Origin of the sequence: Pseudomonas sp. URMO17WK12:I11 (genome assembly GCF_007677725.1) — a bacterium.
GTDB lineage: Bacteria > Pseudomonadota > Gammaproteobacteria > Pseudomonadales > Pseudomonadaceae > Aquipseudomonas.
The window spans coordinates 1-23886 of record NZ_VEDF01000003.1; the positions used below are offsets into that span (position 1 = coordinate 1).

Annotated in this window: 28 protein-coding genes and 1 tRNA gene; 23 read left to right on the forward strand and 6 right to left on the reverse strand. The window is 62.5% G+C overall.

The window, feature by feature from the left end; translation table 11 throughout:
* Positions 1-260: 260 nt before the first annotated feature.
* The 3 genes from FS665_RS06210 to FS665_RS06220 all read left to right on the forward strand — a co-directional run bounded on the left by FS665_RS06210 (position 261) and on the right by FS665_RS06220 (position 1766).
* A complete protein-coding gene (locus tag FS665_RS06210; RefSeq protein WP_145185004.1) occupies positions 261-824 on the forward strand; it encodes a GNAT family N-acetyltransferase in 564 nt (187 codons plus the stop codon).
* Between the two features lie 11 nt (positions 825-835).
* A complete protein-coding gene (locus FS665_RS06215; RefSeq protein WP_145186385.1) occupies positions 836-1375 on the forward strand; it encodes a hypothetical protein in 540 nt (179 codons plus the stop codon).
* A 94-nt stretch (positions 1376-1469) separates the two neighbouring features.
* Complete coding sequence (locus FS665_RS06220) at positions 1470-1766, forward strand: lysozyme inhibitor LprI family protein (protein ID WP_145186388.1); 297 nt, start codon at positions 1470-1472, stop codon at positions 1764-1766.
* 44 nt (positions 1767-1810) lie between these two features.
* Here FS665_RS06220 and mnmH read toward each other — a convergent pair whose 3' ends face one another.
* Together mnmH and selD are read right to left on the reverse strand one after the other, a co-directional pair.
* Positions 1811-2932: a tRNA 2-selenouridine(34) synthase MnmH gene (gene mnmH, locus FS665_RS06225; RefSeq protein ID WP_145185007.1), complete on the reverse strand. Its 1122-nt coding sequence runs from the start codon at positions 2930-2932 to the stop codon at positions 1811-1813.
* The gene (selD, locus tag FS665_RS06230) at positions 2932-3966 is read right to left on the reverse strand and encodes a selenide, water dikinase SelD (protein ID WP_145185010.1); all 1035 of its coding nucleotides are present in this window, start codon (positions 3964-3966) and stop codon (positions 2932-2934) included. Before selD ends, mnmH begins: the two co-directional genes overlap by 1 nt.
* Before the next feature lie 186 nt (positions 3967-4152).
* Between selD and FS665_RS06235 the strand changes: the two genes are divergently transcribed.
* From FS665_RS06235 to phnE, 4 genes are read left to right on the forward strand one after another with little or no spacing between them, the layout of a single operon-like run.
* The gene (locus FS665_RS06235) at positions 4153-5007 is read left to right on the forward strand and encodes a putative selenate ABC transporter substrate-binding protein (protein WP_145185013.1); all 855 of its coding nucleotides are present in this window, start codon (positions 4153-4155) and stop codon (positions 5005-5007) included.
* Positions 5004-5801, forward strand: coding sequence for a phosphonate ABC transporter ATP-binding protein (locus FS665_RS06240; protein WP_145185016.1), 798 nt, complete (start codon positions 5004-5006; stop codon positions 5799-5801). Before FS665_RS06235 ends, FS665_RS06240 begins: the two co-directional genes overlap by 4 nt.
* The gene (locus tag FS665_RS06245; protein WP_145185019.1) at positions 5795-6622 is read left to right on the forward strand and encodes an ABC transporter permease; all 828 of its coding nucleotides are present in this window, start codon (positions 5795-5797) and stop codon (positions 6620-6622) included. The genes FS665_RS06240 and FS665_RS06245 overlap by 7 nt, the downstream gene beginning before the upstream one ends.
* Complete coding sequence (gene phnE / locus FS665_RS06250; RefSeq protein WP_145185022.1) at positions 6619-7386, forward strand: phosphonate ABC transporter, permease protein PhnE; 768 nt, start codon at positions 6619-6621, stop codon at positions 7384-7386. The genes FS665_RS06245 and phnE overlap by 4 nt, the downstream gene beginning before the upstream one ends.
* A gap of 14 nt (positions 7387-7400) precedes the next feature.
* Here the strand turns inward: phnE and FS665_RS06255 are convergent, their stop codons facing one another.
* On the reverse strand, positions 7401-8291 hold the full coding sequence (locus tag FS665_RS06255; RefSeq protein WP_145185025.1) for a bestrophin family protein: 891 nt from the start codon (positions 8289-8291) through the stop codon (positions 7401-7403).
* Between the two features lie 321 nt (positions 8292-8612).
* On the opposite strand from FS665_RS06255, the gene FS665_RS06260 reads away from it, so the two are divergent.
* The gene (locus FS665_RS06260) at positions 8613-9635 is read left to right on the forward strand and encodes a diguanylate cyclase (RefSeq protein WP_306102574.1); all 1023 of its coding nucleotides are present in this window, start codon (positions 8613-8615) and stop codon (positions 9633-9635) included.
* A gap of 11 nt (positions 9636-9646) precedes the next feature.
* On the opposite strand, the gene FS665_RS06265 is transcribed toward FS665_RS06260, so the two are convergent.
* Positions 9647-10270 (reverse strand): serine protease, encoded by a 624-nt coding sequence (locus tag FS665_RS06265; protein WP_256675024.1) that lies wholly within the window; start codon positions 10268-10270, stop codon positions 9647-9649.
* A gap of 389 nt (positions 10271-10659) precedes the next feature.
* Between FS665_RS06265 and FS665_RS23880 the strand changes: the two genes are divergently transcribed.
* The gene (locus tag FS665_RS23880) at positions 10660-10782 is read left to right on the forward strand and encodes a winged helix-turn-helix domain-containing protein (protein WP_145185031.1); all 123 of its coding nucleotides are present in this window, start codon (positions 10660-10662) and stop codon (positions 10780-10782) included.
* A 14-nt stretch (positions 10783-10796) separates the two neighbouring features.
* Complete coding sequence (locus FS665_RS06275) at positions 10797-11729, forward strand: Fic family protein (RefSeq protein WP_218570360.1); 933 nt, start codon at positions 10797-10799, stop codon at positions 11727-11729.
* A 19-nt stretch (positions 11730-11748) separates the two neighbouring features.
* On the opposite strand, the gene FS665_RS06280 is transcribed toward FS665_RS06275, so the two are convergent.
* A tRNA-Leu gene (locus FS665_RS06280) sits at positions 11749-11833 on the reverse strand.
* A gap of 107 nt (positions 11834-11940) precedes the next feature.
* Here FS665_RS06280 and queA point away from each other — a divergent pair.
* The 6 genes from queA (at position 11941) to FS665_RS06310 (ending at position 18006) form a co-directional block, all read left to right on the forward strand.
* Positions 11941-12990: a tRNA preQ1(34) S-adenosylmethionine ribosyltransferase-isomerase QueA gene (gene queA, locus FS665_RS06285; protein WP_145185034.1), complete on the forward strand. Its 1050-nt coding sequence runs from the start codon at positions 11941-11943 to the stop codon at positions 12988-12990.
* Positions 12991-13004: 14 nt separating this feature from the next.
* Positions 13005-14120 (forward strand): tRNA guanosine(34) transglycosylase Tgt, encoded by a 1116-nt coding sequence (gene tgt / locus FS665_RS06290; RefSeq protein ID WP_178108308.1) that lies wholly within the window; start codon positions 13005-13007, stop codon positions 14118-14120.
* 42 nt (positions 14121-14162) lie between these two features.
* Positions 14163-14498, forward strand: a complete 336-nt coding sequence (gene yajC, locus FS665_RS06295) for a preprotein translocase subunit YajC (protein WP_056795769.1) — start codon at positions 14163-14165, stop codon at positions 14496-14498.
* Positions 14499-14563: 65 nt separating this feature from the next.
* Entirely contained in the window at positions 14564-16426 is a 1863-nt protein-coding gene (secD, locus tag FS665_RS06300) for a protein translocase subunit SecD (RefSeq protein WP_145185041.1), read from the forward strand.
* 10 nt (positions 16427-16436) lie between these two features.
* On the forward strand, positions 16437-17345 hold the full coding sequence (secF, locus tag FS665_RS06305; protein ID WP_145185044.1) for a protein translocase subunit SecF: 909 nt from the start codon (positions 16437-16439) through the stop codon (positions 17343-17345).
* A 118-nt stretch (positions 17346-17463) separates the two neighbouring features.
* Positions 17464-18006, forward strand: a complete 543-nt coding sequence (locus tag FS665_RS06310; protein ID WP_145185047.1) for a glycine zipper 2TM domain-containing protein — start codon at positions 17464-17466, stop codon at positions 18004-18006.
* 77 nt (positions 18007-18083) lie between these two features.
* Here FS665_RS06310 and suhB read toward each other — a convergent pair whose 3' ends face one another.
* Positions 18084-18902: an inositol-phosphate phosphatase gene (gene suhB / locus FS665_RS06315; protein ID WP_145185050.1), complete on the reverse strand. Its 819-nt coding sequence runs from the start codon at positions 18900-18902 to the stop codon at positions 18084-18086.
* A gap of 151 nt (positions 18903-19053) precedes the next feature.
* Between suhB and trmJ the strand changes: the two genes are divergently transcribed.
* The 7 genes from trmJ (at position 19054) to hscB (ending at position 23856) form a co-directional block, all read left to right on the forward strand.
* Entirely contained in the window at positions 19054-19815 is a 762-nt protein-coding gene (gene trmJ / locus FS665_RS06320; protein ID WP_145185053.1) for a tRNA (cytosine(32)/uridine(32)-2'-O)-methyltransferase TrmJ, read from the forward strand.
* Positions 19816-19818: 3 nt separating this feature from the next.
* Positions 19819-20604 (forward strand): serine O-acetyltransferase, encoded by a 786-nt coding sequence (gene cysE, locus FS665_RS06325; RefSeq protein WP_145185056.1) that lies wholly within the window; start codon positions 19819-19821, stop codon positions 20602-20604.
* Positions 20605-20782: 178 nt separating this feature from the next.
* Positions 20783-21274 carry a Fe-S cluster assembly transcriptional regulator IscR gene (gene iscR, locus FS665_RS06330; protein ID WP_145185059.1) on the forward strand — a complete coding sequence of 164 codons (492 nt, stop codon included), beginning with the start codon at positions 20783-20785 and terminating at the stop codon, positions 21272-21274.
* A gap of 45 nt (positions 21275-21319) precedes the next feature.
* Positions 21320-22534 carry an IscS subfamily cysteine desulfurase gene (locus FS665_RS06335; RefSeq protein ID WP_145185062.1) on the forward strand — a complete coding sequence of 405 codons (1215 nt, stop codon included), beginning with the start codon at positions 21320-21322 and terminating at the stop codon, positions 22532-22534.
* A gap of 46 nt (positions 22535-22580) precedes the next feature.
* A complete protein-coding gene (gene iscU / locus FS665_RS06340; RefSeq protein ID WP_010452756.1) occupies positions 22581-22967 on the forward strand; it encodes a Fe-S cluster assembly scaffold IscU in 387 nt (128 codons plus the stop codon).
* 35 nt (positions 22968-23002) lie between these two features.
* Positions 23003-23326 (forward strand): iron-sulfur cluster assembly protein IscA, encoded by a 324-nt coding sequence (gene iscA / locus FS665_RS06345; protein WP_145185065.1) that lies wholly within the window; start codon positions 23003-23005, stop codon positions 23324-23326.
* Between the two features lie 8 nt (positions 23327-23334).
* A complete protein-coding gene (gene hscB / locus FS665_RS06350) occupies positions 23335-23856 on the forward strand; it encodes a co-chaperone HscB (RefSeq protein WP_145185067.1) in 522 nt (173 codons plus the stop codon).
* Positions 23857-23886: the final 30 nt, after the last annotated feature.

Genomic DNA, 23886 nt, shown 5'->3' on the forward strand with positions numbered 1-23886 from the left:
GTTTCGGGCCAATTTAACCCGGGGAATTTGCGCGCGTACGCCCTGGCGCCTGGCGCGATATCGCGTCGTACCCCAAGGCGGTCGCGCGCTTCCGCCACAGGCGTCACCGGCCCGAAACAAACGTAGGAGCGAGCGCAGCTCGCGATGCGCCGCGCGGGCGGCGCTCGATATCCGCCCCACCACAACCCCCAAGACATACACCCGCAGCCCCCACATCACGTTAAACTGTCATCTCCCCAGCAATGGACAGGAGATCCGGCGTGACCCCACCCCGCAGTTTTCCGACTGACCTCTGCCTCGACAGCCCACGCCTGCAACTGCGGCCGATGCGCCACGCCGACGCCGCGCAATGGCTGACGATCATGGCCGACCCCGAGGTCATGCGTTACTGGCACCATGCCCCCTGGCAAAACCTGGCCGAAGCCGAAAGCGCCCTGGCCGCCGACCGCGAGGCCTACACCAACGGCGACCAGCTCAAGCTCGGCATGTACCGCCGCGACAACGGCGAATTGATCGGCATGGTCCAGCTGTTCAACATCGACGAAATCTCGCGCCGTGGCGAAATCGGCTACTGCCTGGCCAGCGCCGTGCAGGGCAGGGGCTACATGGACGAAGCGCTGACCTGCTTCATCGACTACATCGCCCACACCCTGCACATGCGCCGCCTCGAAGGCGAGATCGACCCACGCAACCAAGGCTCGGCGCGTACCTTGGAACGTCAGGGCTTCGTACTCGAAGGCACGCTGCGGGCGCGTTGGTGCGTGGCTGGCGAGCTGACCGACTCGGGTATCTATGGCCTGCTGCTGGAACCTCCCGTCGCATGAGCGTATCCCGCCTGCCTGGGTTCTACCTTACGCTTAGCCTTGCTCTGTACCTGCTTAGCCTGGCCTTCGACGGCGCCCTGATGAGCGCCGGCCGACACATGCCCGCCCTGCAGATGTTCCTGTACGGCCCCTGGGGCATTCCCTTCGGGATGTTCCAGTGGTTCGCCAATCCACTTTTGGCGGTAGCGATCCTTTGCCATCGGCGCTTTCGTCGGCTGGCGCTGCTGCTTGGGCTGGGCGCGTTGTACCTGGCCGCTAGCAGTTTTGCCATCGAGCGCCTGCCGAACAACATCAGCTACGAGTTCACCGATCGTACGGGCTTCGGTGCAGGTTTCTATCTGTGGTTGACGGCGATTGCCCTATTTTGCGCAGGCCAGGCGTGGCAGTGCTGGAAGGCGCGCAGTCGCGACGACGTTCTGGGTTGGAATTGGCTGGATGTCGCCTTGATCGCGGCGCTGGCAGCGACCGCTTACGCCGCCACGCAGATGCCAGCTATACAATTCGAACCGGGTAGGGTGTTGATGCCCTCGGCGCCCATCCAAACGTTGTGAGGAGTTTGCCGTGACTAGGTCACTATTTGCATTGCTGGCTGTCATCGCGCCGCTGGCACAGGCCGATGACCAATCATCGTCTTACCGCGAGTGCATGGACAACGCCTCCAGCACGCTGGCCATGAGCAGTTGCATCCAGGCCGAGACCCGACTTCAGGACCAACGCCTGAACCGGGCCTACAAGCAACTCACCAGCACACTCGAATCAGGGCCGAAAAAGAGCTTGCGCGATGTGCAGCGGCAATGGATCGCCTACCGCGACGCCAACTGCGCATTCCATGTAAAGGCCAGTGGCGGCAGCATGGCGCAGTTGGAAGGCGGGATGTGCATGATGAACATGACCCGCGAGCGTGCGGCGGAGCTGGAGCGGGTGCTCAGCCCCGGGCAGTGATCTGCAATGAAGCGGCTATGGGTTTACGTGGTTTACGCCAGCGCTCAGATTGACGGCGATTTTGCTTCGCGTTGGGCGCGGGCCTTGAGGTATTCGCGCACCTCCACGCCATCCCCGGCGAACTCGATTCGCTCAGCCTTGGCATCGCGCTGATACGCGTACATCGGGTCGTAGTATTCCTTGAGCAACCCTTCGATCCAGCCCCGGTGCAGGTCTACCGCGCCGGAGCGCAATTGCTCATCCAGGGCCTGGTTGAGCAGCGCTGACAGCCGCTGATAACGCTCACCGCCCAGACGTTTGTGAATGTTGCTCATGCTTTGCGTCATGCGTGCGGCAAAGCGCAGGCGCCCGTCCTGCGGGCCATGCACGTCGATGAATTCGGCGCTGAGGTTGATCACGTAATCACGCAAGATGCGCTCGACCCGGTTGTCGAAGCTGTCTTCCAGCCATACCAACGGATAGTGCTGCATGCCCTGGTACAGCTCCAGCGGCACGGTACAGCTGCCGACAATGCGCCCTTCGTCTTCCAGCACGAACTGGTCGATGCCGCGGGCGCGCTTTTTCAGCAGATCGATGGCCAGCTTGTTCTCGAAGTCGATCTGCGCCGGCTGTGCAGTGGCGCGTTTGCCGAAGCTGGAGCCTCGATGGTTGGCGTGACCTTCAAGATCGAGCACGTTGCTCAGTTGGTGCAGCACGTCGGTCTTGCCGGTGCCGGTCAGGCCCCCGACGAGCACGAAATCACACTGCGCGACGGCCTGCAGGGTGGTTTCCAGCAGGAACGTGCGCATGGCCTTGTAGCCGCCTTTGATGCGCGGATAGTCGATGCCTGCCTCATCGCGCAGCCACTGCTGCACAATCAGCGAGCGCAGCCCGCCGCGGGCGCAGTACAGGTAACCCTCGGGGTGCGCCTTGGCGAAACTGGCCCAGGCATGCAGGCGCTCGCGTTTGGTCGCGCCGCTGACCAGCTGGTGGCCGAGGGTGATCGCCGCGGCTTGCCCTTGCTGCTTGTAGCAGGTACCGACCTTTTGCCGCTCAATGTCGGTCATCAACGGCAGGTTGACGGTGCCAGGGAAGGCGCCTTTGGCGAATTCCACTGGCGCGCGCATGTCCATCATTGGCGTGTCGGCGAGAAACAGCTGGCGAAACTCGGTGCAGTCGTGGCGCATCAATGCACCTCGACCGCGTGACGCTGTCGCTCGACCAATTGGCCGATGGGCGACAGATGCAAGCCAAGTTCGGCAGCCACGGCAAGGAATTCGGCGTCACCCTGTTCGCTGACTGCCACCAGCAGACCACCGCTGGTCTGCGGGTCGCACAACAGGTGTTTCTGCTCGTCGCTCAGCGCGCCGAGCTTGTGCCCATAGCTGTCGAAATTGCGCAGCGTGCCACCAGGGATGCAACCTTCGGCCAGGTAGTGCTCGACGCTCGGCAGGCGCGGCACGGCAGCGTAGTCCAGTTGAGCGGTAAGCCCACTGCCTTCGGCGAGTTCTACCAAGTGACCCAGCAAACCGAAGCCGGTCACGTCGGTCATCGCCTTGACCCCGTCGAGTTTGCCGAAACGGCTGCCGGGCGTGTTCAAGGTGCACATCCAGTCGCGCGCCAGGCCCTGGTCCTGCTCGCGCAGCTTGGCCTTTTTCTCGGCAGTGGTGAGAATGCCGATGCCCAGCGGCTTGGTCAGGTACAGGCGGCAGCCTGCGGTTGCCGTGTCGTTGCGCTTGAGGTGGCGCTTGCTCACCACGCCGGTCACTGCCAGGCCAAAGATCGGCTCGGGGGCGTCGATGGAGTGGCCGCCGGCCAAGGGGATGCCCGCCTCGGCGCACACCGCCCGGCCGCCCCGGATCACCTCACGGGCAACCTCTGGCGGCAGGACATTGACCGGCCAACCGAGAATGGCGATGGCCATCAACGGATCGCCGCCCATGGCATAGATGTCGCTGATCGCATTGGTCGCGGCGATGCGTCCGAAATCGTACGGATCATCCACGATCGGCATGAAGAAGTCGGTGGTCGAGACCACGCCGCGTTCGTCGTCCAGGGCGTACACCGCGGCATCGTCACGCGAGGCGTTGCCGACCCACAGTTTCGGGTCCAGGGCCTGGGTACCGCTTTCGGCCAGGATGACGTCCAGCACCTTGGGGGAAATCTTGCAGCCACAGCCGGCGCCGTGGCTGTACTGGGTCAGGCGAATCGGCTCGCTCATGGTTACCTCGGCAGGTCAATTTGTTGCGCGATTGTAGCAAAGCTGGCCTTTGCGCCTGCGCCTCTTATAATTCCCCGCAGTTGCTAGCGGTAAGTGACAAGCTGCAAGCCGCAAGTCGAAGCATCGCCCATTGTCATTCTTGTAGCTTGAAGCGCATCGCTTGAAGCTGCTCCATGGAGAAGCCCCATGCTCGTACGTCCTCTGGCGCTTGCCGCCGGCCTTGTGCTGTCGTGCTGTGCGGTTGTCGCGCAGGCTGCCGATACCTTGCGCGTCAGCGCCATTCCCGACGAAGCGCCGACCGAACTGCTGCGCAAGTTCGAGCCGCTGGGCAAGTACCTGTCCGAGCAGTTGGGCATGCAAGTGAAGTTCGTGCCGGTGGCCGACTACCCGGCAGTGGTCGAGTCGCTGGCCAGCAATCGCCTCGACATGGCCTGGCTGGGCGGCTTCACCTTCGTCCAGGTCCACCTCAAGGACCCGACTGCCACGCCGCTGGTGCAGCGCGAGCAGGATGCGCAGTTCACCTCCAAGTTCATCACCGCCAACCCGGCCGTCACTAGCTTGGCCGACCTCAAGGGCAAGTCGTTCGCCTTCGGTTCGATCTCATCTACCTCTGGCAGCTTGATGCCGCGTTATTTCATGCTCAAGCAGGACAACATCAAGCCTGAAGGCTATTTCAGTCGCGTGGCCTACTCTGGCGCCCACGATGCCACCGTGGCCTGGGTCCAGGCCGGCAAGGTCGATGCCGGTGTACTCAACGCCAGCGTCTGGCAGAAGCTGGTCGATGCCGGCAAGGTCGACACCAGCAAGGTCAAGGTATTTGCCACTACCCCGACCTACTTCGACTACAACTGGACCGTGCGCGGCAACATGGACCCGGCGCTCAAGGACAAGATCAAGCAGGCGTTTCTCAGCCTCGACCCGGCCAACCCGCAGCACAAGGCGATTCTTGACCTGCAAGCCGCCAGCCGCTTCATCGAGACCCAGCCTGAGAACTACCTCGGCACCGAGCAAGCCGCGCGCGAGGCCGGCTTGCTCAAGTGACTATCGAGCTACAGGGCGCCGGCCTGCGCCATGGCCAGGTGCGCGCGCTGGACGCCATCAGCTTGCGCATTGGCCAAGGCGAACGCGTGGCCGTCATCGGCCCGTCGGGGGCTGGCAAGTCCAGCCTGTTGCAGCTGATGGCCACCGCGCTCAAACCCAGCAATGGGCAACTGCAGGTGCTCGGTGAGCAGCCCTGGGCCCTGTCTGCCGCAGCCCGCCAGCGCCTGCGTGCGCGCATCGGCCTGGTTCATCAGGCGCCGCCTTTGCCGCCGCGCCAGCGCGTGGTGACGGCGGTGTTGGCGGGCCGCCTGGGGCAGTGGGGCACCTTGCGCGGCTTGCTCAATCTGCTTTGGCCCACCGATGTGCCCGGGGCACGCCAGGTGCTTGCCGAACTGGGCCTGGCCGACAAGCTGTTCGTGCAGTGCGGGCAGCTCTCCGGTGGCCAATTGCAGCGGGTCGGTATTGCCCGGGCGCTGTATCAACGGCCGCAGGTGCTGCTGACCGACGAGCCAGTTTCGGCGATGGATCCGGTGCTGGCCGAACACAGCCTGGCGCTGCTCAATCGGCATGCGCTGGCCCACAACGTTACGCTGGTGGCCAGTCTGCATGCGGTGGACTTGGCGCTGGCCCATTTTCCCCGTGTGATCGGTATCCGCGATGGCCAGGTCGCCTTCGACTGCGCGGCCGAGGCGGTCAGCGAGCCGTTGCTGCAGGCGCTGTATGCCAATGAACACCTGGCTTCGCCCATCGCGCCCGAGGGCGCGGCGCTGACGGTACAGATCCCGCGATGCTGAAAACCGATGCGCGCGATCCAGCCAGCGTGCCCCGGCTGTTGCTGACCCTGTTGGCGATTGCTGTGCTGTGGCCCGGCTTGCACCTGAGCGAACTGAACCCTGGCGTGCTGGTGCAAGCGGACAACCGTCAGCAGATCGCCAGCTTCACCCGCGGCTTCTGGCCGCCGGCGCACAGCGGCGAATTCCTCCAACTGCTCTACGCATCCACCTTGCAGACCCTCGCCGTGGCCACTGCCGGCATGGCGCTGGCGTTGTTGCTGGCGATTCCCGCCAGCCTGCTGGCCAGCCGCGCGCTGTCGTTGCGCGCCGCTAGCGACGGCGGCCGCGCTGGCGCCTGGTCGCGCCTGCTGCGCCTGCCGGTGCGCGGTATGCTGATCTTTCTGCGCAGCGTGCCGGAGATCGTCTGGGCACTGTTGTTCGTGCGCGCCGTGGGCTTGGGGCCGACCGCCGGCGTGCTGGCCATCGCCATCACCTACAGCGGCATGCTTGGCAAGGTCTACGCCGAGATCTTCGAGTCGGTCGATCAACGCCCCGCACATGCCTTGCTGCAGGCGGGCAGCGGTCGGTTGACGGCGTTTTTCTACGGCATCTTGCCCAGCGCAGCGGCCGAGGTGGTGTCCTACAGCGTGTACCGCTGGGAATGTGCCGTGCGCGCCTCGGTGGTGATGGGCTTCGTCGGTGCTGGCGGGCTTGGCCAGCAGATTGATCTGTCCATGCGCATGTTCGCCGGGGGCGAGGTGGCCAGCATGTTGCTGGCGTTCCTGGTGCTGGTGATGCTGGCCGATCTGCTCAGCCGCTTCCTGCGCGGGAGGCTGGCATGAATCGGCTGATCAATGCAGCCGTGCTGCTGGGCATCCTGGCGGCGGTGCTGGCGTCATTCAGCTACCTCGAGTTGGACTGGCATGCCGTGATCGGTGACGGCGGGCTCGGGCAGATGGGCGAATACGCTGCGCGCTTCCTGCAGCCGGACCTGTCCGTCGAGCACCTGCAGGCGGTGGGCCGCGGCGCCGTGGAAACGCTGGCCATGTCCGGTATGGGCACCTTGCTGGCGATGCTCCTGGGCCTGCTGTTGGCGTTGCCGGCGGCGGGGCGTTTCGGTTGGCCGCTGCAGTCGCTGGCGCGCTTGCTGCTCAACGCCTTGCGGGCGATCCCGGAACTGGTGTGGGCGGCGCTGACAGTATTGGCGGCGGGCCTGGGACCGAATGCCGGCACCCTGGCGCTGGCGCTGCACACTGCCGGGGTGCTGGGGCGCCTGTTTGCCGAAGCGCTGGAAAACGCACCCGAAGCACCCGCTGCGGCGATCCGCCTGCAGGGTGGCGGGCAAGTCGCGGCGTTCTGCTTCGGAACCCTGCCGAACCTGTGGCCGCAGCTGCTCGCCTACAGCCTGTACCGCTGGGAGAACAATATCCGCATGGCCAGCGTGCTGGGCTTCGTCGGCGCGGGCGGCCTGGGGCAGCTGCTCTACACCACACTGAGCCTGTTCCAGGAGGCGCAGGCCAGCACGGTAATCATCGCCATGCTGGTGCTGGTCTTGCTGGTCGATGCCTGTAGCGACGTGCTGCGCCAGCGCTACGTGCGGGCTTGATCGACCCGCCGCCATTACTGCACCACTTCGCCACACTGGGCCTCGCGCTGCATCGACTCGAGGTTGCGCTCGATGGTTTCGCAGATCGCGTCCATCTTGATCTGGTGCTCACTGGTGCGAAACGGGCTTTGCAGGTCGGTGCCGATCCGCTCGATCGCCAGCAGCATGAAGCCCACCACGGTGGATGCCAGCGGCGTGAACCAGCCCAGCGATTCGACCAGTCCCACCGGCACGATCAGGCAGAACAGCGTGATGAACAGGCGCGGGAAATACACATACGGGTAGGGCAGTGGCGTATTGGCGATGCGCTCCATACCGCCTTGGGCATTGGACAAGTCGACCAGGGTCGATTCCAGGCGCGCCAGGCGAATGCTGTCGAGCCGGCCGGCCTGGTATTCGCGGGCCAGCAGCGCTGCCGAACCGCTGAGAATGTCGTTGGCGAAGTTGTTCGAGCGGTTGCGCCGTTCGAACTCACCAGGCGGGATGAAAGCCATCAGCTCATCGGGGCACGCCTCGCCCTTGAGGTGCGCCGCCAGGCAGTTCACATAGGCAATATGCCGGCGCAGCAGCGTTGCCTTGACCGGGTTGAGTTGATCGGCCGGATCATCGATCAAGGTCAGCGTCTGCCGGGCAAAGCTGCGCGAGCTGTTGACCAGCGCGCCCCACAACGTGCGCGCTTCCCACCAGCGGTTGTAGGCGCTGCTGTTGCGAAAGCTGACCAAGACCACCAGCGCGGAACCGAGCAAGGTCAGCGGGATCAGCGGCAGGCTGAATTGGCTGTCGAGAAACAGCATGAAGTCGATGGTGACCAGCACGTCCCAGAGCAACAGCCACAGCAGCGACCAGCCGATGTAGCCGAACGTCTTGACGACCAGGCGATATTTGCGGGCGATGACGTCTTTCACGCGAGGGGCCTCGAAGAATCGCGGGGATGATGGATCGGACGTCGAGGGCGGGGGAAGGTTCGCGCAGTGATGTTGCAAGAGGTTGGGCAGGGCAATCGGATGAACCTGAGGAGCTCCTCGCAGGTGACAGGATTGCATGCTCGGCTCGCATTTCGTCCGCCAGGTTTGGTGCCCGCGATCGAGTGATGGCACAATGCCTTCTCCGCCGAACCGTCAGGCGCTATCCGTCTGACTGCCTGTCCGGCGCCTCCAGGACAGCAATTTCTCGGTGATCCGGCGATGAACGAGCGCAGGGGCAGAGGCCTCTCTTTTGCCAAACGCATGTACCTGCCCCGTGCTATCGGTACGGGGCTGGGGTTTTTCTGCGTATCGATTGGCATCTACCCGCTGCAACCCAGTGGCTGGATATGGGCCTTGCTGATCGGCCATGGCTTCGTCTGGCCGCACCTGGCGTACCTGATCGCGCGCGGTTCGGCACAGCCGTTTCGTGCCGAGCAGCGCAACCTGTTGTTCGACGGGTTTTCCGGCGGTTGCTGGGCCGGGGTGATGGGGCTCAACCCATTGCCCAGCGTGATCATCCTGTCGATGATCGCCATGGACAAGATCGCTGCAGGCGGTTGGCGCATGCTGGTCAAGACCTTGATCATGCAAGCGACAGGCATTGCCTTGGGCTTGTGGCTCTATGCACCGCCGTTGTTCCCACAAACGACCCAGGCGCAGGTGCTGGCCTGCCTGCCCATTCTGCTGATCTATCCGATGGCTGTGGGCATGGTCTGTTACCAGGTCACCGTGCAGTTGACCAGGCACAAGCGCGCCCTGGCCCGTTTGAGCGAGACCGACAGCCTGACCGGCTTGAGCAATCACGGTGCCTGGAAAGGCATGCTGCTGCGTGAATTCGCCCGCTGTCAGGCAAATGCCGCCAGCAGCTATCTGGCCTTGATCGATATCGACCATTTCAAGCAGATCAACGACCGCCACGGCCACCTGGTGGGCGACAACATTCTGCGCGTGATCAGTGCCAGCCTGTCGCTGCATGTACGCAAGCGCGATGTCGCCGCGCGCTATGGGGGCGATGAGTTCTGCGTGATGCTGCCTGACACCAACGCCGAGCAGGCCTTGGAGATTCTCGAGCGGCTACGCCAGGCCATCGAGGCTTTCCGCGACGCGGCACTGCCGCAGCTGGCGTTGACCGTGAGCATCGGCGTCGCACCCTATCGCAGCGATCTGACCGACGCCGAAGCCTGGTTGCATGCCGCCGATATGGCGCTGTACCAGGCCAAGAGCGCGGGGCGCAATTGCCTGGTCGTAGCGGCAGCGGCCCGTCAGGCCGAACCTTCGGCCTGACGGGCGCGTCGTCATGGTTTGCTGGCCACCGCTACATAGCCCTTGACCGCAACCGGTGCGCCATTGCCCTTGCCTTTGTTGGCCAGGTATTGGAAGCGGCGCCATTCCTTGTCGATTTCGCTGTATGACATGAACACGCTGACCCGCGCCTTGTCGGCCAGGTCCGGGCGACTGCGCGCGTCGATTCCGTCCTTGGCGATGAAGGCGACATTCATCCCGACCACCTTGCCATCGTCGGCGAACACCGGGCCGCCCGACATGCCCTTGACCAGCGGGCCGTCGTGCACTGAGTAGAACACACTGCCTGGCGTGCCGTTCAGGCGTACCAGCGAGTCCAGGGTATGGCCTTTGCCCTGCACCGGCACCATGAAACTGTTGAAGCCGACCGCCGTCACCGACTCGCCCGGTACGAACTGGCGCCATTGCGGCACCTTGCTGGCCTTGTGCTTGAAGAACACCACATCGCCCAAGCCCTTGTGCACCACGTTCGGCAAGAACGGGGTGTGCTTGGCAGTCACGGCGTAGTCTTCATTCCATTGGATGGCACTGGCCATCATCAGCATCGGCAGGGGAGCGCCTGAGGTCACCACGAAAGCTTGGTCGTAGACGGGGTCTGAAACATAAGCGGTAGGCATTCCATTGCACCCACTCAGCAGCGTCATTGCTGCCACACAGGGCGCCAGTTTGTTCATGGGTCACGCATGGGTTATTGAACGGGATCGCAAATATGGCCAAGTGACATCATTGTGGCAATACTTTTGGCATATAACCGACGAGTGACAGCTTAATGCCATCATTTTGCGTAGGGCTAATTGAATTATGCGATGCGGGGGTTAGGGGTCAGTCGTTGGGATGGCGTCAAATTCGGCACACAACGGTTGCTGATTGGAGATGGATGAACTCAGCTCATTGTTGAGCTGCATCGAGCTGCATCGAGCTGCATTGAGCTGCATTGAGCTGCATTGAGTTGCATTGAGCTGCATTGAGCTGAGTTGAGCTCAGTGAGCTGTGAGTAGAGGGTGTCATGACGTTGCCAGATAAAATCTTGAGTGCATTGCGAGTAGCCCAAAGACTGAGCTCTCGCGAATTGAGCCAACAGGCAGGCGCAAGCTGGTCGACGGTAAAGCGGCACCTGAACCTTTACTGACGGCCGGTTATGTCGTGCGCGAGAAAGACGGGCGTACAACCCGCTACCGCCTGAGCAACGCATCAGCTATCCCCATTACAAATGAAGTAGCCGCAGTTGCCTCGATACCCTGGACGCGCGAAAGCCTCATGCTGCGTGAGTTGTTGCTTCGCCCACTGGCGATGCGAGACGCGGTGACGTATCAGCGAGACCTGGTCGACAGCTATAGGCCCAACCAGTCGTCGTGGCTAGGCGCAGACCTGGCAGTTGCCCTGGAAGCAGAGGGGCGCATGCGTGGGCAGCAGCCCGCAGGGACATACGCCCGTAAGGTGCTGGAGCCATTTCTGATCGATTTATCGTGGTCGTCTTCGCGCTTGGAAGGTAACCGCTACACGCTGCTGGATACCAAAAATCCGATCGAAGCGGCTTTTTTCCTGTGGGTCAACTTGGCGTATCTGCAGCCGTTCGAGGTCGGCAACAAGCGCACCAGCCGACTGGCAGCCAATATCCCGCTGATGCTTTACAACTGCTCGCCGTTGTCATTCCTGGATGTTGGGCGTGAGGATTATGCCTTGGCGATGAGGGGGGTGTACGAGCAGCGTGACATGGCCATGGCAGCTGACGTGTTCACCTGGGTCTATCGTCGATCGATTGCCAAATATGGCGTCATGCTTGAAGCGATGGGCGTACCTGACCCCGTCAGGTTGCAATACCGCGAGCTGTTGAATGAAGCCATCAATGCGGTGGTGCGTGAGGGTGTTACGGTCGAGCAGGCAATGGACGAGATGGCGCTTGCTGTTGCCACGCGCGCGGAATTCGCGCCGCTGCTGCGCAGCGAACTGGAGGTTCTGGGTTTGCATAACTGCGCTCGCTACCGACTGCCGCTCAAGCAGGTAAAGGCTTGGATCGACGCGGGGCCGCCCGGTGGGTTGAGGCGCAGATGGCGGCCAAAAAAAAACCGACCATAAGGTCGGTTTTTCTGGATTTTGGTGCCCCGAGGGAGACTCGAACTCCCACTCCTTTCGAAAACGGATTTTGAATCCGCCGCGTCTACCAATTCCGCCATCAGGGCTGTGGCGCGCAGTATAGAGAGGTCGCTGAGAGCGGTCAATCGGCTTTCATGGTGAATTTTCACACTTTGGGCTAAACTTCCCGGCCCTGTCGAACCCGAACATCATCATGCGCGTCGCCGATTTTTCCTTCGAACTCCCCGATTCCCTGATCGCCCGCCACCCTCTGGCCGAGCGCCATGGCAGCCGACTGCTGGTCCTCGATGGTCCGAGCGGGGCGCTGGCGCACAAGAAATTCCCTGATCTGCTCGAGTACCTGCAGCCCGGCGACCTGATGGTGTTCAACAACACCCGGGTGATTCCGGCGCGGTTGTTTGGCCAGAAGGCTTCGGGCGGCAAGCTCGAAGTGCTGGTCGAACGCGTGCTCGACAGTCATCGCGTGCTTGCCCACGTGCGCGCCAGCAAGGCGCCCAAAGAGGGTGCGGTGATCCTTGTCGATGGCGGCGGCGAGGCCGAGATGGTCGCCCGTCACGACACGCTGTTCGAGTTGCGCTTCACCGAAGAGGTGCTGCCGCTGCTTGAACGTGTCGGCCACATGCCATTGCCACCCTACATCGATCGCCCGGACGAGGGCGCCGACCGTGAGCGCTATCAGACCGTCTACGCCGAACGCGCCGGCGCCGTCGCGGCGCCCACGGCCGGTTTGCACTTCGACCAGGCGTTGCTCGAGCAGATCGCTGCCAAGGGCGTCGAGCGGGCCTTCGTCACCTTGCACGTGGGCGCCGGTACCTTCCAGCCGGTGCGGGTCGACAACATCGAAGACCACCACATGCATAAAGAGTGGCTCGAGGTCAGCCAGGAGGTGGTCGATGCCATCGCCGCTTGCCGGGCCAGGGGCGGACGGGTGATTGCGGTGGGCACCACCAGCGTACGCTCACTGGAAAGCGCAGCGCGCGACGGCGTGCTCAAGCCCTTCAGTGGTGACACCGACATCTTCATCTACCCAGGTCGGCCGTTCCATGTGGTCGATGCCCTGGTCACCAACTTCCACCTGCCGGAGTCCACGCTGCTGATGCTGGTCTCGGCCTTCGCCGGTTACCCCGAGACCATGGCTGCCTATGCGGCGGCGGTCGATAACGGTTACCGCTTCTTCAGTTACGGTGATGCCATGTTCATCACCCGCAATCCGGCGCCACGCGGCCCTGAGGATCAAGCATGAGTCGCACCTGTCGAATGTCGTTCGAACTGCTGGCCACCGACGGCAAGGCCCGTCGCGGTCGGCTGACTTTCCCCCGTGGCACGGTCGAAACCCCGGCGTTCATGCCGGTGGGTACCTACGGCACGGTCAAGGGCATGCTGCCGCGTGACATCGAGGCCATTGGCGCCGAGATCATTCTGGGCAACACCTTCCACCTATGGCTGCGTCCAGGCACCGAAGTGATCAAGAAGCACAACGGCCTGCACGACTTCATGCAGTGGAAAGGCCCGATCCTGACCGACTCCGGTGGCTTTCAGGTGTTCAGCCTCGGTGCGATGCGCAAGATCAAGGAAGAAGGCGTGACCTTCGCCTCGCCGGTCGACGGCTCCAAGGTGTTCATGGGCCCGGAAGAGTCCATGCAGGTGCAGCGCGACCTGGGCTCGGACATCGTGATGATCTTCGATGAGTGCACGCCGTATCCGGCCGAGCATGATGTTGCGCGCACTTCCATGGAACTGTCGCTGCGCTGGGCCCAGCGCTCGAAGAATGCCCACGGCGACAATACCGCGGCGCTGTTCGGCATCGTCCAGGGCGGCATGTACCAGGACCTGCGCATGCGCTCGCTGGAAGCCCTCGAGAATATCGGTTTCGACGGCCTGGCCATCGGTGGCCTGTCGGTCGGTGAGCCGAAGCACGAAATGATCAAGGTGCTCGACTACCTGCCTGACCAGATGCCGGCTGACAAACCTCGTTACCTTATGGGGGTAGGCAAACCGGAGGATCTCGTTGAGGGTGTGCGCCGCGGCGTCGACATGTTCGACTGCGTGATGCCCACGCGCAACGCGCGCAACGGCCATCTGTTCGTCGATACCGGGGTGATCAAGATCCGCAATGCGTTCCATCGCCACGATGATTCGCCGCTCGATCCAACCTGTGACTGCTACACCTGCAGCAACTTCTCCCGCGCTTATCTGCACCATCTGGACAAGTGCGGTGAAATGCTCAGCAGCATGCTCAACACCATCCACAACTTGCGCCATTACCAGCGCTTGATGGCCGGTTTACGCGAGGCTATTCAACAGGGTAAATTGGCCGCCTTCGTCGACGCCTTCTACGCCAAGCGCGGGCTTGCTGTGCCGCCTTTGGACTGACTGTTCGCATCCATTATTAGAAAATTACATTAGGAGTGCCCAATGAGCTTCTTGATTCCCGCCGCATACGCGGACGCTGCAGCCCCCGCCGCCGGCCCAGCCGGTACCGGCTTCGAGTGGATTTTCCTGGTCGGTTTCCTGGTCATCTTCTACCTGATGATCTGGCGCCCGCAGGCCAAGCGTGCCAAAGAGCAGAAGAACCTGCTGGGCAACTTGCAAAAAGGTGACGAAGTTGTCACCAACGGCGGCATCGCCGGCAAGATCGTCAAGGTTTCCGATGACTTCGTGGTCCTGGAAGTTTCCGACACCGTCGAGCTGAAGTTCCAGAAGGGTGCCATCGCGGCGACCCTGCCAAAAGGTACGCTCAAGGCTATCTGAGTTACCGGTTTCATTTTTTCCAGTCGGGGCGCGCAAAGCGCCCCGCGTCTTGAACGGGCGGCGTGATGCTGAACAAATACCCTCTGTGGAAATACGCACTGATCGTGCTGGTACTGGCGGTCGGTTTCATTTATTCCGCTCCCAACCTCTACCCGGATGATCCGGCGGTGCAGATCAGCGGTGCCAGTTCGGCGCTGCAGGTCAATCAGGCCGACCTCGACCGTGTCAGCAAAGCGCTGGTCGACGCTGGCATCACCGTCAAGGGCGCAAGCCTGGGTGAGAAGGGCAGTGGCTTGATCCGCCTGAACAACCAGGAAGATCAACTGCCAGCCAAGGATGTGGTGCGCAAGGCGCTGGGCGATGACTATGTCGTGGCGCTGAACCTGGCCCAGACCACTCCGCAGTGGCTGCGCAACCTGGGCGCCAGCCCGATGAAGCTCGGCCTGGACCTGTCCGGTGGTGTGCACTTCCTGCTGGAAGTGGACATGGACAAGGCCATGAGCGCCCGCATGAAAGTCTACGAGGGCGAGGTCAAGACCTTGCTGCGCAAAGAGCGCATCCGCTACCGCAGCCTGCCGCAGCAGGATGGCGCGGTGATGCTGGGCTTCTCCGACGATGCCACCCGCGAACAGGCGCGTGCCCTGATCCGCAAGAATTTCAATGATTTCGACCTGACCACCAGCGAGCGCAACGAGCTTGCCGTGCTGCGTCTGGCGCTGACCCAGGCGAAAGTCGCCGAGATCCGCGAATACTCGATCAAACAGAACCTCACCACCGTGCGCAACCGCGTCAACGAGCTGGGCGTGGCCGAGCCGCTGGTACAGCGTCAGGGCGCCAACCGCATCGTGGTCGAGTTGCCAGGCGTACAGGACACTGCCGAAGCCAAGCGTATTCTCGGCAAGACCGCCAACCTGGAGTTCCGCTTCGGCGCTGAGCCCGGTGCGTCCAAGGCCACTACCGAGGTGTTCGAGTTCCGCGAGGGCAATCGCTCCGCTGCCGTGGAGCGCGGTCTGATCATCACCGGTGACCAGGTCACCGATGCCCAGGCCAGCTTCGACGAACACGGTCGCCCGCAGGTGAACATTCGTCTCGATGGCCACGGTGGCGAGCTGATGAGCCGTGCCACCCGCAGCAACGTCGGGCGCAGCATGGCGGTGATCTTCATCGAGCAGAAGCCCGTCACCCGCTACGTCAAGCAGACTGTCAATGGCGTCGAAAAAGACGTCGCCGTGCAGAGCTTCCAGGAAGAGAAGAAGATCATCAGCCTGGCGACCATTCAGTCGCCACTGGGCAGCCAGTTCCGCATCACCGGCCTCAATGGTCAGGGTGAATCCTCTGAACTGGCCCTGCTGCTGCGTGCCGGTGGTCTGGCGGCGCCGATGTACTTTGCCGAAGAACGTACCATTGGCCCAAGCTTGGGTGCGGACAACATCACCAAAGGTGTCGACGCGTCGCTGTGGGGCATGTTGTTCGTATCGCTGTTCATCATCGCCATCTATCGCGGCTTTGGTGTGATCGCCACGATCGCCCTGGCCGGGAACATGGTGCTGCTGCTGGCGCTGATGTCGCTGCTCGGTGCAACCCTGACCCTGCCAGGCATCGCCGGTATCGTCCTGACCATGGGTATGGCGGTCGATGCCAACGTGCTGATCTTCTCGCGGATCCGCGAAGAGCTCAAATCCGGTATGTCGGTCCAGCGCGCCATCCATGAAGGTTTCAACCGCGCCTACACCGCGATCATCGACGCCAACCTGACCAGCCTGCTGGTCGGCGGCATCCTGTTCGCCATGGGCACCGGCCCGGTCAAGGGCTTTGCGGTCACCATGTCCCTCGGGATTTTCACCTCGATGTTCACCGCCGTCATGGTGACCCGCGCAATGGTCAACCTGACCTGCGGCGGGCGTGACATCAAGAAGCTGTGGGTTTGAGGGAGCTGCGATGAAAACCATCAACTTCATGGGCGTGCGCAATGTCGCGTTCGCCATTACCGTACTCCTCACCGTGCTGGCGCTGTTCAGCTGGTGGCAGAAAGGCCTGAACTTCGGCCTGGACTTCACCGGCGGTACGCTGATCGAGCTGACCTACGAACGCCCGGCCGATCTCAAGGCGGTGCGCGCCGAGTTGGTCGACTCCGGTTTCCACGAGGCCGTGGTGCAGAGCTTTGGTGCGACCACCGACCTGCTGGTGCGCATGCCCGGCGACGACCCGCAACTGGGTAACAAGGTCGCCGCCGCGTTGCAGAAGGCTGGGGGCGATAACCCGGCCACCGTCAAGCGTGTCGAGTTCGTCGGCCCACAGGTTGGGGAAGAGCTGCGTGACCAAGGTGGCCTCGGCATGCTGCTGGCGCTGGGCGGCATCCTCATCTACCTGGCCTTCCGCTTCCAGTGGAAGTTCGCCGTGGGTGCGATCATCTCGCTGATCCATGACGTGGTCGTGACCCTGGGTATCCTGTCGTTCTTCCAGATCACGTTCGACCTGACGGTGCTGGCGGCGGTGCTGGCCATCATCGGCTACTCGTTGAACGACACCATCGTCGTGTTCGACCGGGTGCGAGAAAACTTCCGCGTCATGCGCAAGGCGTCGCTGATCGAGAACATCAACGTTTCCACCACCCAAACCCTGCTGCGGACCATCGCCACGTCGGTTTCGACCCTGCTGGCGATCGCTGCGCTGCTGTTCTTCGGCGGTGACAACCTGTTCGGCTTCTCGTTGGCCTTGTTCATCGGCGTCATGGCCGGTACCTACTCGTCGATCTACATCGCCAACGTGGTGCTGATCTGGCTGAACTTGAACAGCGAAGACCTGATTCCGCCTGCGAAAAGCGAAGGTGTGGATGACCGTCCCTAACGGCTAGGCCACGCCGTTCGGCGACCCCAAGGCGCGAGTGTTGAACTCGCGCCTTTTTTTTTGCTCCAAGGCAGGGTGAAGGCGGGTGAGCCCCGCGGGGTAAGATCAGGAGGTTCATGTGAACAAATCAATGCTGGTAGGTGCTGTGCTGGGTGCTGTCGGTGTGACTGCCGGAGGTGCTGTCGCAACCTACAGCTTGGTGAACAAAGGGCCCGAATATGCCCAGGTCACCGATGTTCAACCGATCAAGCAGAAGGTCAAGACGCCCCGCGAGGTGTGCAAGGATGTTGCGGTGACGCGTCAGGCGCCGGTCAAGGACCAGCACCAGATCGCAGGTACCGTGGTAGGTGCCTTGGCAGGCGGCTTGCTGGGTAACCAGATCGGTGGTGGTACAGGCAAGAAGATCGCGACCGTGGCCGGTGCGGTGGGTGGTGGCTATGCCGGCAACAAGGTGCAGGAAGGCATGCAGCAGCGTGATACCTACACCACGACGCAGACGCGCTGCAACACCGTCAATGACATCAGCGAAAAGGTGGTGGGCTACAACGTCAAGTACACCATCGGCGATCAGGTCGGTCAGGTGAAGATGGATCGCGAGCCAGGCTCGACCATCCCGCTGGACAAGAATGGCAAGCTCGTCCTGAGCGACGCTGGCCAATGATCTGACACAGTCGTTGCAGGCCACCAAGCAAAAAAAAAGCACCCGAGGGGTGCTTTTTTTTCGCCATGGCTCTGCGCCTAGCGCTTCATGCTCTCTGGCAGGTGCGGCTGGATAGCGGTCAGCACGGCCTTGAAGCACTTGATGTTGCCAGCGACGATATGACCCTTGTCGAGGAAGTCATGGCCGCCGTTGAAGTCGCTGACCAGGCCACCGGCTTCTTGAATCAGCAGCACGCCTGCTGCCATGTCCCACTCGGACAGACCCGACTCCCAGAAGGCGTCGAAACGACCGGCAGCGACGTAGGCCAGGTCCAGGCTGGCGGAGCCGGCGCGGCGGATGCCGGCGGTCTGGCCGGTCAAGGCGCGGAACATCCCCAGGTAGTTGTCCATGTCGGCCATCTGGCTGTCGCGGAACGGGAAACCGGTACCCAGCAGGGCGCCATCCAGGCTCGTGCGCGAGCTGACGCGCAGGCGGCGGCCATTGAGCTGTGCACCACGGCCACGGCTGGCGGTGAATTCTTCCTGGCGCACTGGGTCGACGATCACGGCGTGCTCGAGGCGACCGCGGTACTTGCAGGCGATGCTGACCGCGAAGTGCGGAATGCCACGCAGGAAGTTGGTGGTGCCGTCCAGCGGGTCGATGACCCACAGGTAGTCCTTGCCTTCTTCACCGGTGCCAGCGTGCAAGCCGGTTTCTTCACCTTGGATGGAGTGGTTCGGGTAGGCCTTGCGCAGGGCGTTGACGATGGTTTGCTCGGCGGCGCGATCAACCTCGGAAACGTAGTCCTTGGCCTCTTTCTCGTCGACCTTGATGCTATCCAGGCGTTCGATGGAGCGGAAAATCAGTTCACTGGCGCTGCGAGCGGCGCGCAGGGCGATATTCAGCATAGGCTGCATGGGCGGGTCACCTGGAGATGTTAAAGAAGAAAGCCGAACATTCTAACAGAAAAGTTTGGCGGCAGAAGTGTCACATTTGCTTTCGTGGCGTTACGCTGGTCGGTTCTGTAAGATCGAACGTCCCCGCAACTGCATCTGTGAGCACAACACCTTGCTGCAAAATATTCGTGTTGTTCTGGTCAATACCAGCCACCCCGGCAACATCGGCGGCGCTGCACGTGCCATGAAAAACATGGGCTTGTCGCGTCTGGTGCTGGTGCAGCCAAAAGCGTTCCCGGCGGCCGAGGCGACCGCGCGTGCCTCCGGCGCCGATGACATTCTGGACAACGTCCAGGTGGTCGACAGCCTTGAGCAGGCGCTGGTCGGCTGTAGCCTGGTCATGGGCACCAGTGCCCGCGAGCGCAGCATTCCGTGGCCGTTGATCGACCCGCGTGAGTGCGGCGCGAAAGCCGTGGCGCACGCTGGCGGCGGTGAGCACATCGCCCTGGTGTTCGGGCGCGAGCACGCCGGCCTGACCAACGAAGAACTGCAGCGATGTCATTTCCACGTGCACATTCCCTCGAACCCCGACTTCAGCTCGCTGAACCTGGCTGCAGCGGTCCAGGTGCTCTCTTACGAGGTGCGCATGGCCTGGCTGGCAGCCGACGGTGCGCCGGCGAAAGTCGAGAAGTCCGACGCCAACGGCGACGAGTTGGCGACCATGGACGAGATGGAGCTGTTCTATGACCACCTGGAAAAAACCCTGGTGGACATCGGCTTCCTCGACCCCGAAAAGCCCAAGCACCTGATGGCGCGCCTGCGCCGTTTGTATGGGCGCAGCGCGGTCAATCGCCCGGAAATGAGCATTTTGCGCGGCATTCTCACCGAGACCCAGAAAGTGGTCCGTGGCGAGCCGCATAAACGGAAGGACTGACAGATGTTCGAACGTCTGCGTGAAGATATTCAAAGTGTGTTCCATCGCGACCCGGCAGCGCGCAACGCCTTCGAGGTGCTGACCTGCTACCCCGGTATGCACGCGATCTGGCTGCATCGGCTGGGCAACGCGCTGTGGCGGCGCGACTGCAAGTGGCTGGCACGCCTGGTGTCGAACTTCGGACGCTGGATGACCGGCATCGAGATTCATCCGGGCGCAACCATTGGCCGGCGCTTCTTCATCGACCACGGCATGGGCATCGTCATCGGCGAAACGGCCGAGATCGGCGACGATGTCACGCTGTACCAAGGCGTTACCCTGGGTGGCACCAGCTGGAATAAAGGCAAGCGCCATCCGACCCTGGAAAACGGCGTGGTGGTAGGGGCGGGTGCCAAGGTGCTGGGGCCCTTTACCGTGGGTGCAGGGGCCAAGATCGGCTCCAATGCGGTGGTGACCAAGGCCGTACCCGCCGGCGCCACCGCGGTCGGTATTCCGGGGCGCATCATCGTCAAGAGCGAAGACACCGAAGTCGAGGCCAAGCGCAAGGCCATGGCCGAGAAAATCGGCTTCGACGCCTATGGTGTCAGCGGCGACATGCCAGACCCGGTTGCCCGCGCCATCGGGCAGATGCTCGATCACCTGCAGGCGGTCGACGAGCGCCTGGAAGGCATGTGTGGCGCGCTGACCCGCATGGGCAGCGACTTCTGCGCCAAGGAGTTGCCCAAGCTGCCCGAGGATGAATTCACCGAACAGGCCCAGGCGGCCAAGCGCGACACTCAACCGCATTGATCGCGCCGCGTCGAGGCGGGCTGGGCAAAGGGGCGTGTGCTGGCGCCCCTTTGCTGCTACAATCGCGCCCGCCCCGCCGATGCATACCCGACCAAAGCAGTAGGTCTAATAGTTGACTTAAATGCTCGGGAATCGCATACTCGCACTCATCCCGTAACTCCCGTGGTACCCATTAGCCATGCGATTGACTACCAAAGGCCGATACGCTGTGACTGCCATGCTCGACCTGGCACTGCACGCGCAGCAGGGGCCGGTGTCTTTGGCCGACATTTCCGAGCGCCAGGGCATATCCCTCTCTTATCTGGAACAGCTGTTCGCCAAGCTGCGCCGTAGCAGCCTGGTATCCAGCGTGCGCGGTCCGGGCGGCGGCTATCAGCTGTCGCGCGACATGGCGAGCATCCAGGTGGTGCAGGTGATCGACGCGGTCAACGAGTCGGTCGATGCCACGCGCTGCCAGGGCCTCGGGGATTGCCATGCCGGTGACACCTGCCTGACCCATCACCTGTGGTGCGACCTCAGCCAGCAGATCCATGAGTTTCTCAGTGGCATCAGCCTGGCCGACCTCGTCACCCGCCGTGAGGTGCAGGAAGTCGCCCAGCGCCAGGACCTGCGACGTGTCGCAGGCCGTTCCGCCCAGCTGGACAAGATTGAGACGTCCGCCGTCGACTGACCCTTGGCAGTCACGAGCGACGCCACCGCCTGATAGGAGATACCCATGAAGTTGCCGATCTACCTCGATTACTCCGCTACCACGCCGGTCGACCCCCGTGTCGCCCAGAAGATGGCCGACTGCCTGCTGGTCGACGGCAACTTCGGTAACCCGGCCTCGCGCTCCCACGTGTTTGGCTGGAAAGCCGAAGAAGCGGTCGAGAATGGCCGTCGCCAGGTCGCCGAGCTGATCAACGCCGACCCACGCGAAATCGTCTGGACCAGCGGTGCCACCGAGTCTGACAACCTTGCAATCAAGGGTGTGGCGCACTTCTATCAGACCAAGGGCAAGCACATCATCACCTCCAAGATCGAGCACAAGGCGGTCCTGGACACCACGCGCCAGCTCGAGCGCGAAGGTTTCGAAGTCACCTATCTGGAACCGGGCGAAGATGGCATCGTCACCCCGGCCATGGTCGAAGCCGTGCTGCGCGATGACACCATTCTGGTGTCGCTGATGCACGTGAACAACGAAGTGGGCTCGATCAATGACATCGCTGCCATCGGCGAACTGACCCGCTCGCGCGGTGTGCTGTTCCACGTCGATGCCGCGCAGTCGGCAGGCAAGGTCGACATCGACCTGCAGAAGCTCAAGGTCGACCTGATGTCGTTTTCCGCGCACAAGGCCTACGGCCCCAAAGGTATCGGCGCGCTGTACGTCAGCCGCAAGCCGCGCGTACGTCTGGAGGCCATCATCCACGGCGGCGGCCATGAGCGCGGCATGCGTTCGGGCACACTGCCGACCCACCAGATCGTCGGCATGGGCGAGGCCTTCGCCATCGCCAAGCAGGAAATGGCCGCGGAGAACCAGCGCATCAAGGCCCTGAGCGATCGCTTCTTCGCCCAGGTTTCGGACCTTGAAGAGCTGTACGTCAACGGCAGCAAGACTGCCCGCGTACCGCACAACCTGAACCTGAGCTTCAATTATGTCGAAGGCGAGTCGCTGCTGATGTCGCTCAAGGACATCGCGGTATCCTCGGGTTCGGCGTGCACCTCGGCATCCCTCGAGCCTTCGTACGTCTTGCGTGCGCTGGGTCGCAACGACGAGCTGGCGCACAGCTCGATCCGCTTCTCGTTCGGTCGCTTCACCACCGAAGAAGAAGTCGACTACGCCGCGCAGAAAGTCTGCGAGGCCGTCAACAAACTGCGTGAGCTGTCGCCGCTGTGGGACATGTACAAAGACGGCGTTGACATCTCCAAGATCGAGTGGGCCGCCCACTAAGCAGTCGCCAGCAAGAGCGGCTCCCTGATGAGGAAGGAATTGCACCATGGCATACAGTGAAAAGGTCATCGACCACTACGAAAACCCACGCAACGTCGGCAAGATGAACGCCGAGGACCCTGATGTCGGTACCGGCATGGTCGGTGCACCAGCGTGTGGTGACGTGATGCGTCTGCAGATCAAGGTCAACGAGCAGGGCATCATCGAAGATGCCAAGTTCAAGACCTATGGCTGCGGTTCGGCCATCGCTTCCAGCTCCCTCGCCACCGAGTGGATGAAGGGCAAGACCCTGGACGAAGCCGAAACCATCAAGAACACCCAACTGGCGGAAGAGCTGGCGTTGCCGCCGGTGAAGATCCACTGCTCGGTACTCGCCGAAGATGCCATCAAGGCAGCCGTTCGCGACTACAAGCAGAAAAAAGGCTTGGTCTAAGCCGTCCGTTGCAAGCTAAGAGTCAAGGAGTTCCGATGGCTATCAGCATGACAGAAGCCGCCGCCAACCACATTCGCCGCTCCCTCGACGGGCGCGGCAAGGGTGAAGGCATTCGCCTGGGCGTGCGCACCACCGGCTGCTCGGGCCTGGCCTACGTGCTGGAGTTCGTCGACGAGCTGGCTGCCGAAGACGAAGTCTTCGAGAACCACGGCGTCAAGGTGATCATCGATCCCAAGAGCCTGGTCTACCTCGATGGCACCGAGCTGGATTTCGTCAAGGAAGGGTTGAACGAAGGCTTCAAGTTCAACAACCCCAACGTGCGCGGTGAGTGTGGCTGCGGCGAAAGCTTCAACGTCTGAGGCTGAACGTGGGTACTCCTTGTCATTACGCGTTGTTCGACCTCAAGCCATGCTTCCGCCTGGACTTGGACAAGCTGGCCGCTCGTTACCGCGAGTTGGCCCGCGAAGTCCATCCCGACCGTTTCGCTGACGCCTCCGAGCGTGAGCAGCGGGTCGCGCTGGAAAAATCCGCTGCCCTCAATGACGCCTATCAGACGCTACGCAGTGCGCCGCGTCGCGCTCGCTATCTGCTCGCCATCAGTGGTCACGACGTGCCGCAGGAAGTGACGGTCCACGACCCCGACTTCCTGTTGCAGCAGATGCAGTGGCGCGAAGAGCTCGAAGACTTGCAGGACGAAGCCGACCTGGATGGCGTGGCGCTGTTCAAGCAGCGCTTGAAGGCTGCGCAGGCCAAGTTGGACGACGATTTCGCCGCCTGCTGGGATGTGCCTGGCGAGCGCGACCAGGCCGAGCGCCTGATGCGCCGCATGCAGTTCCTCGACAAGCTCGCCCAAGAAGTGCGCCAACTGGAAGAGCGCCTCGACGATTAACCCGGTGTCGCCCGTGATGACGCCTAAGGT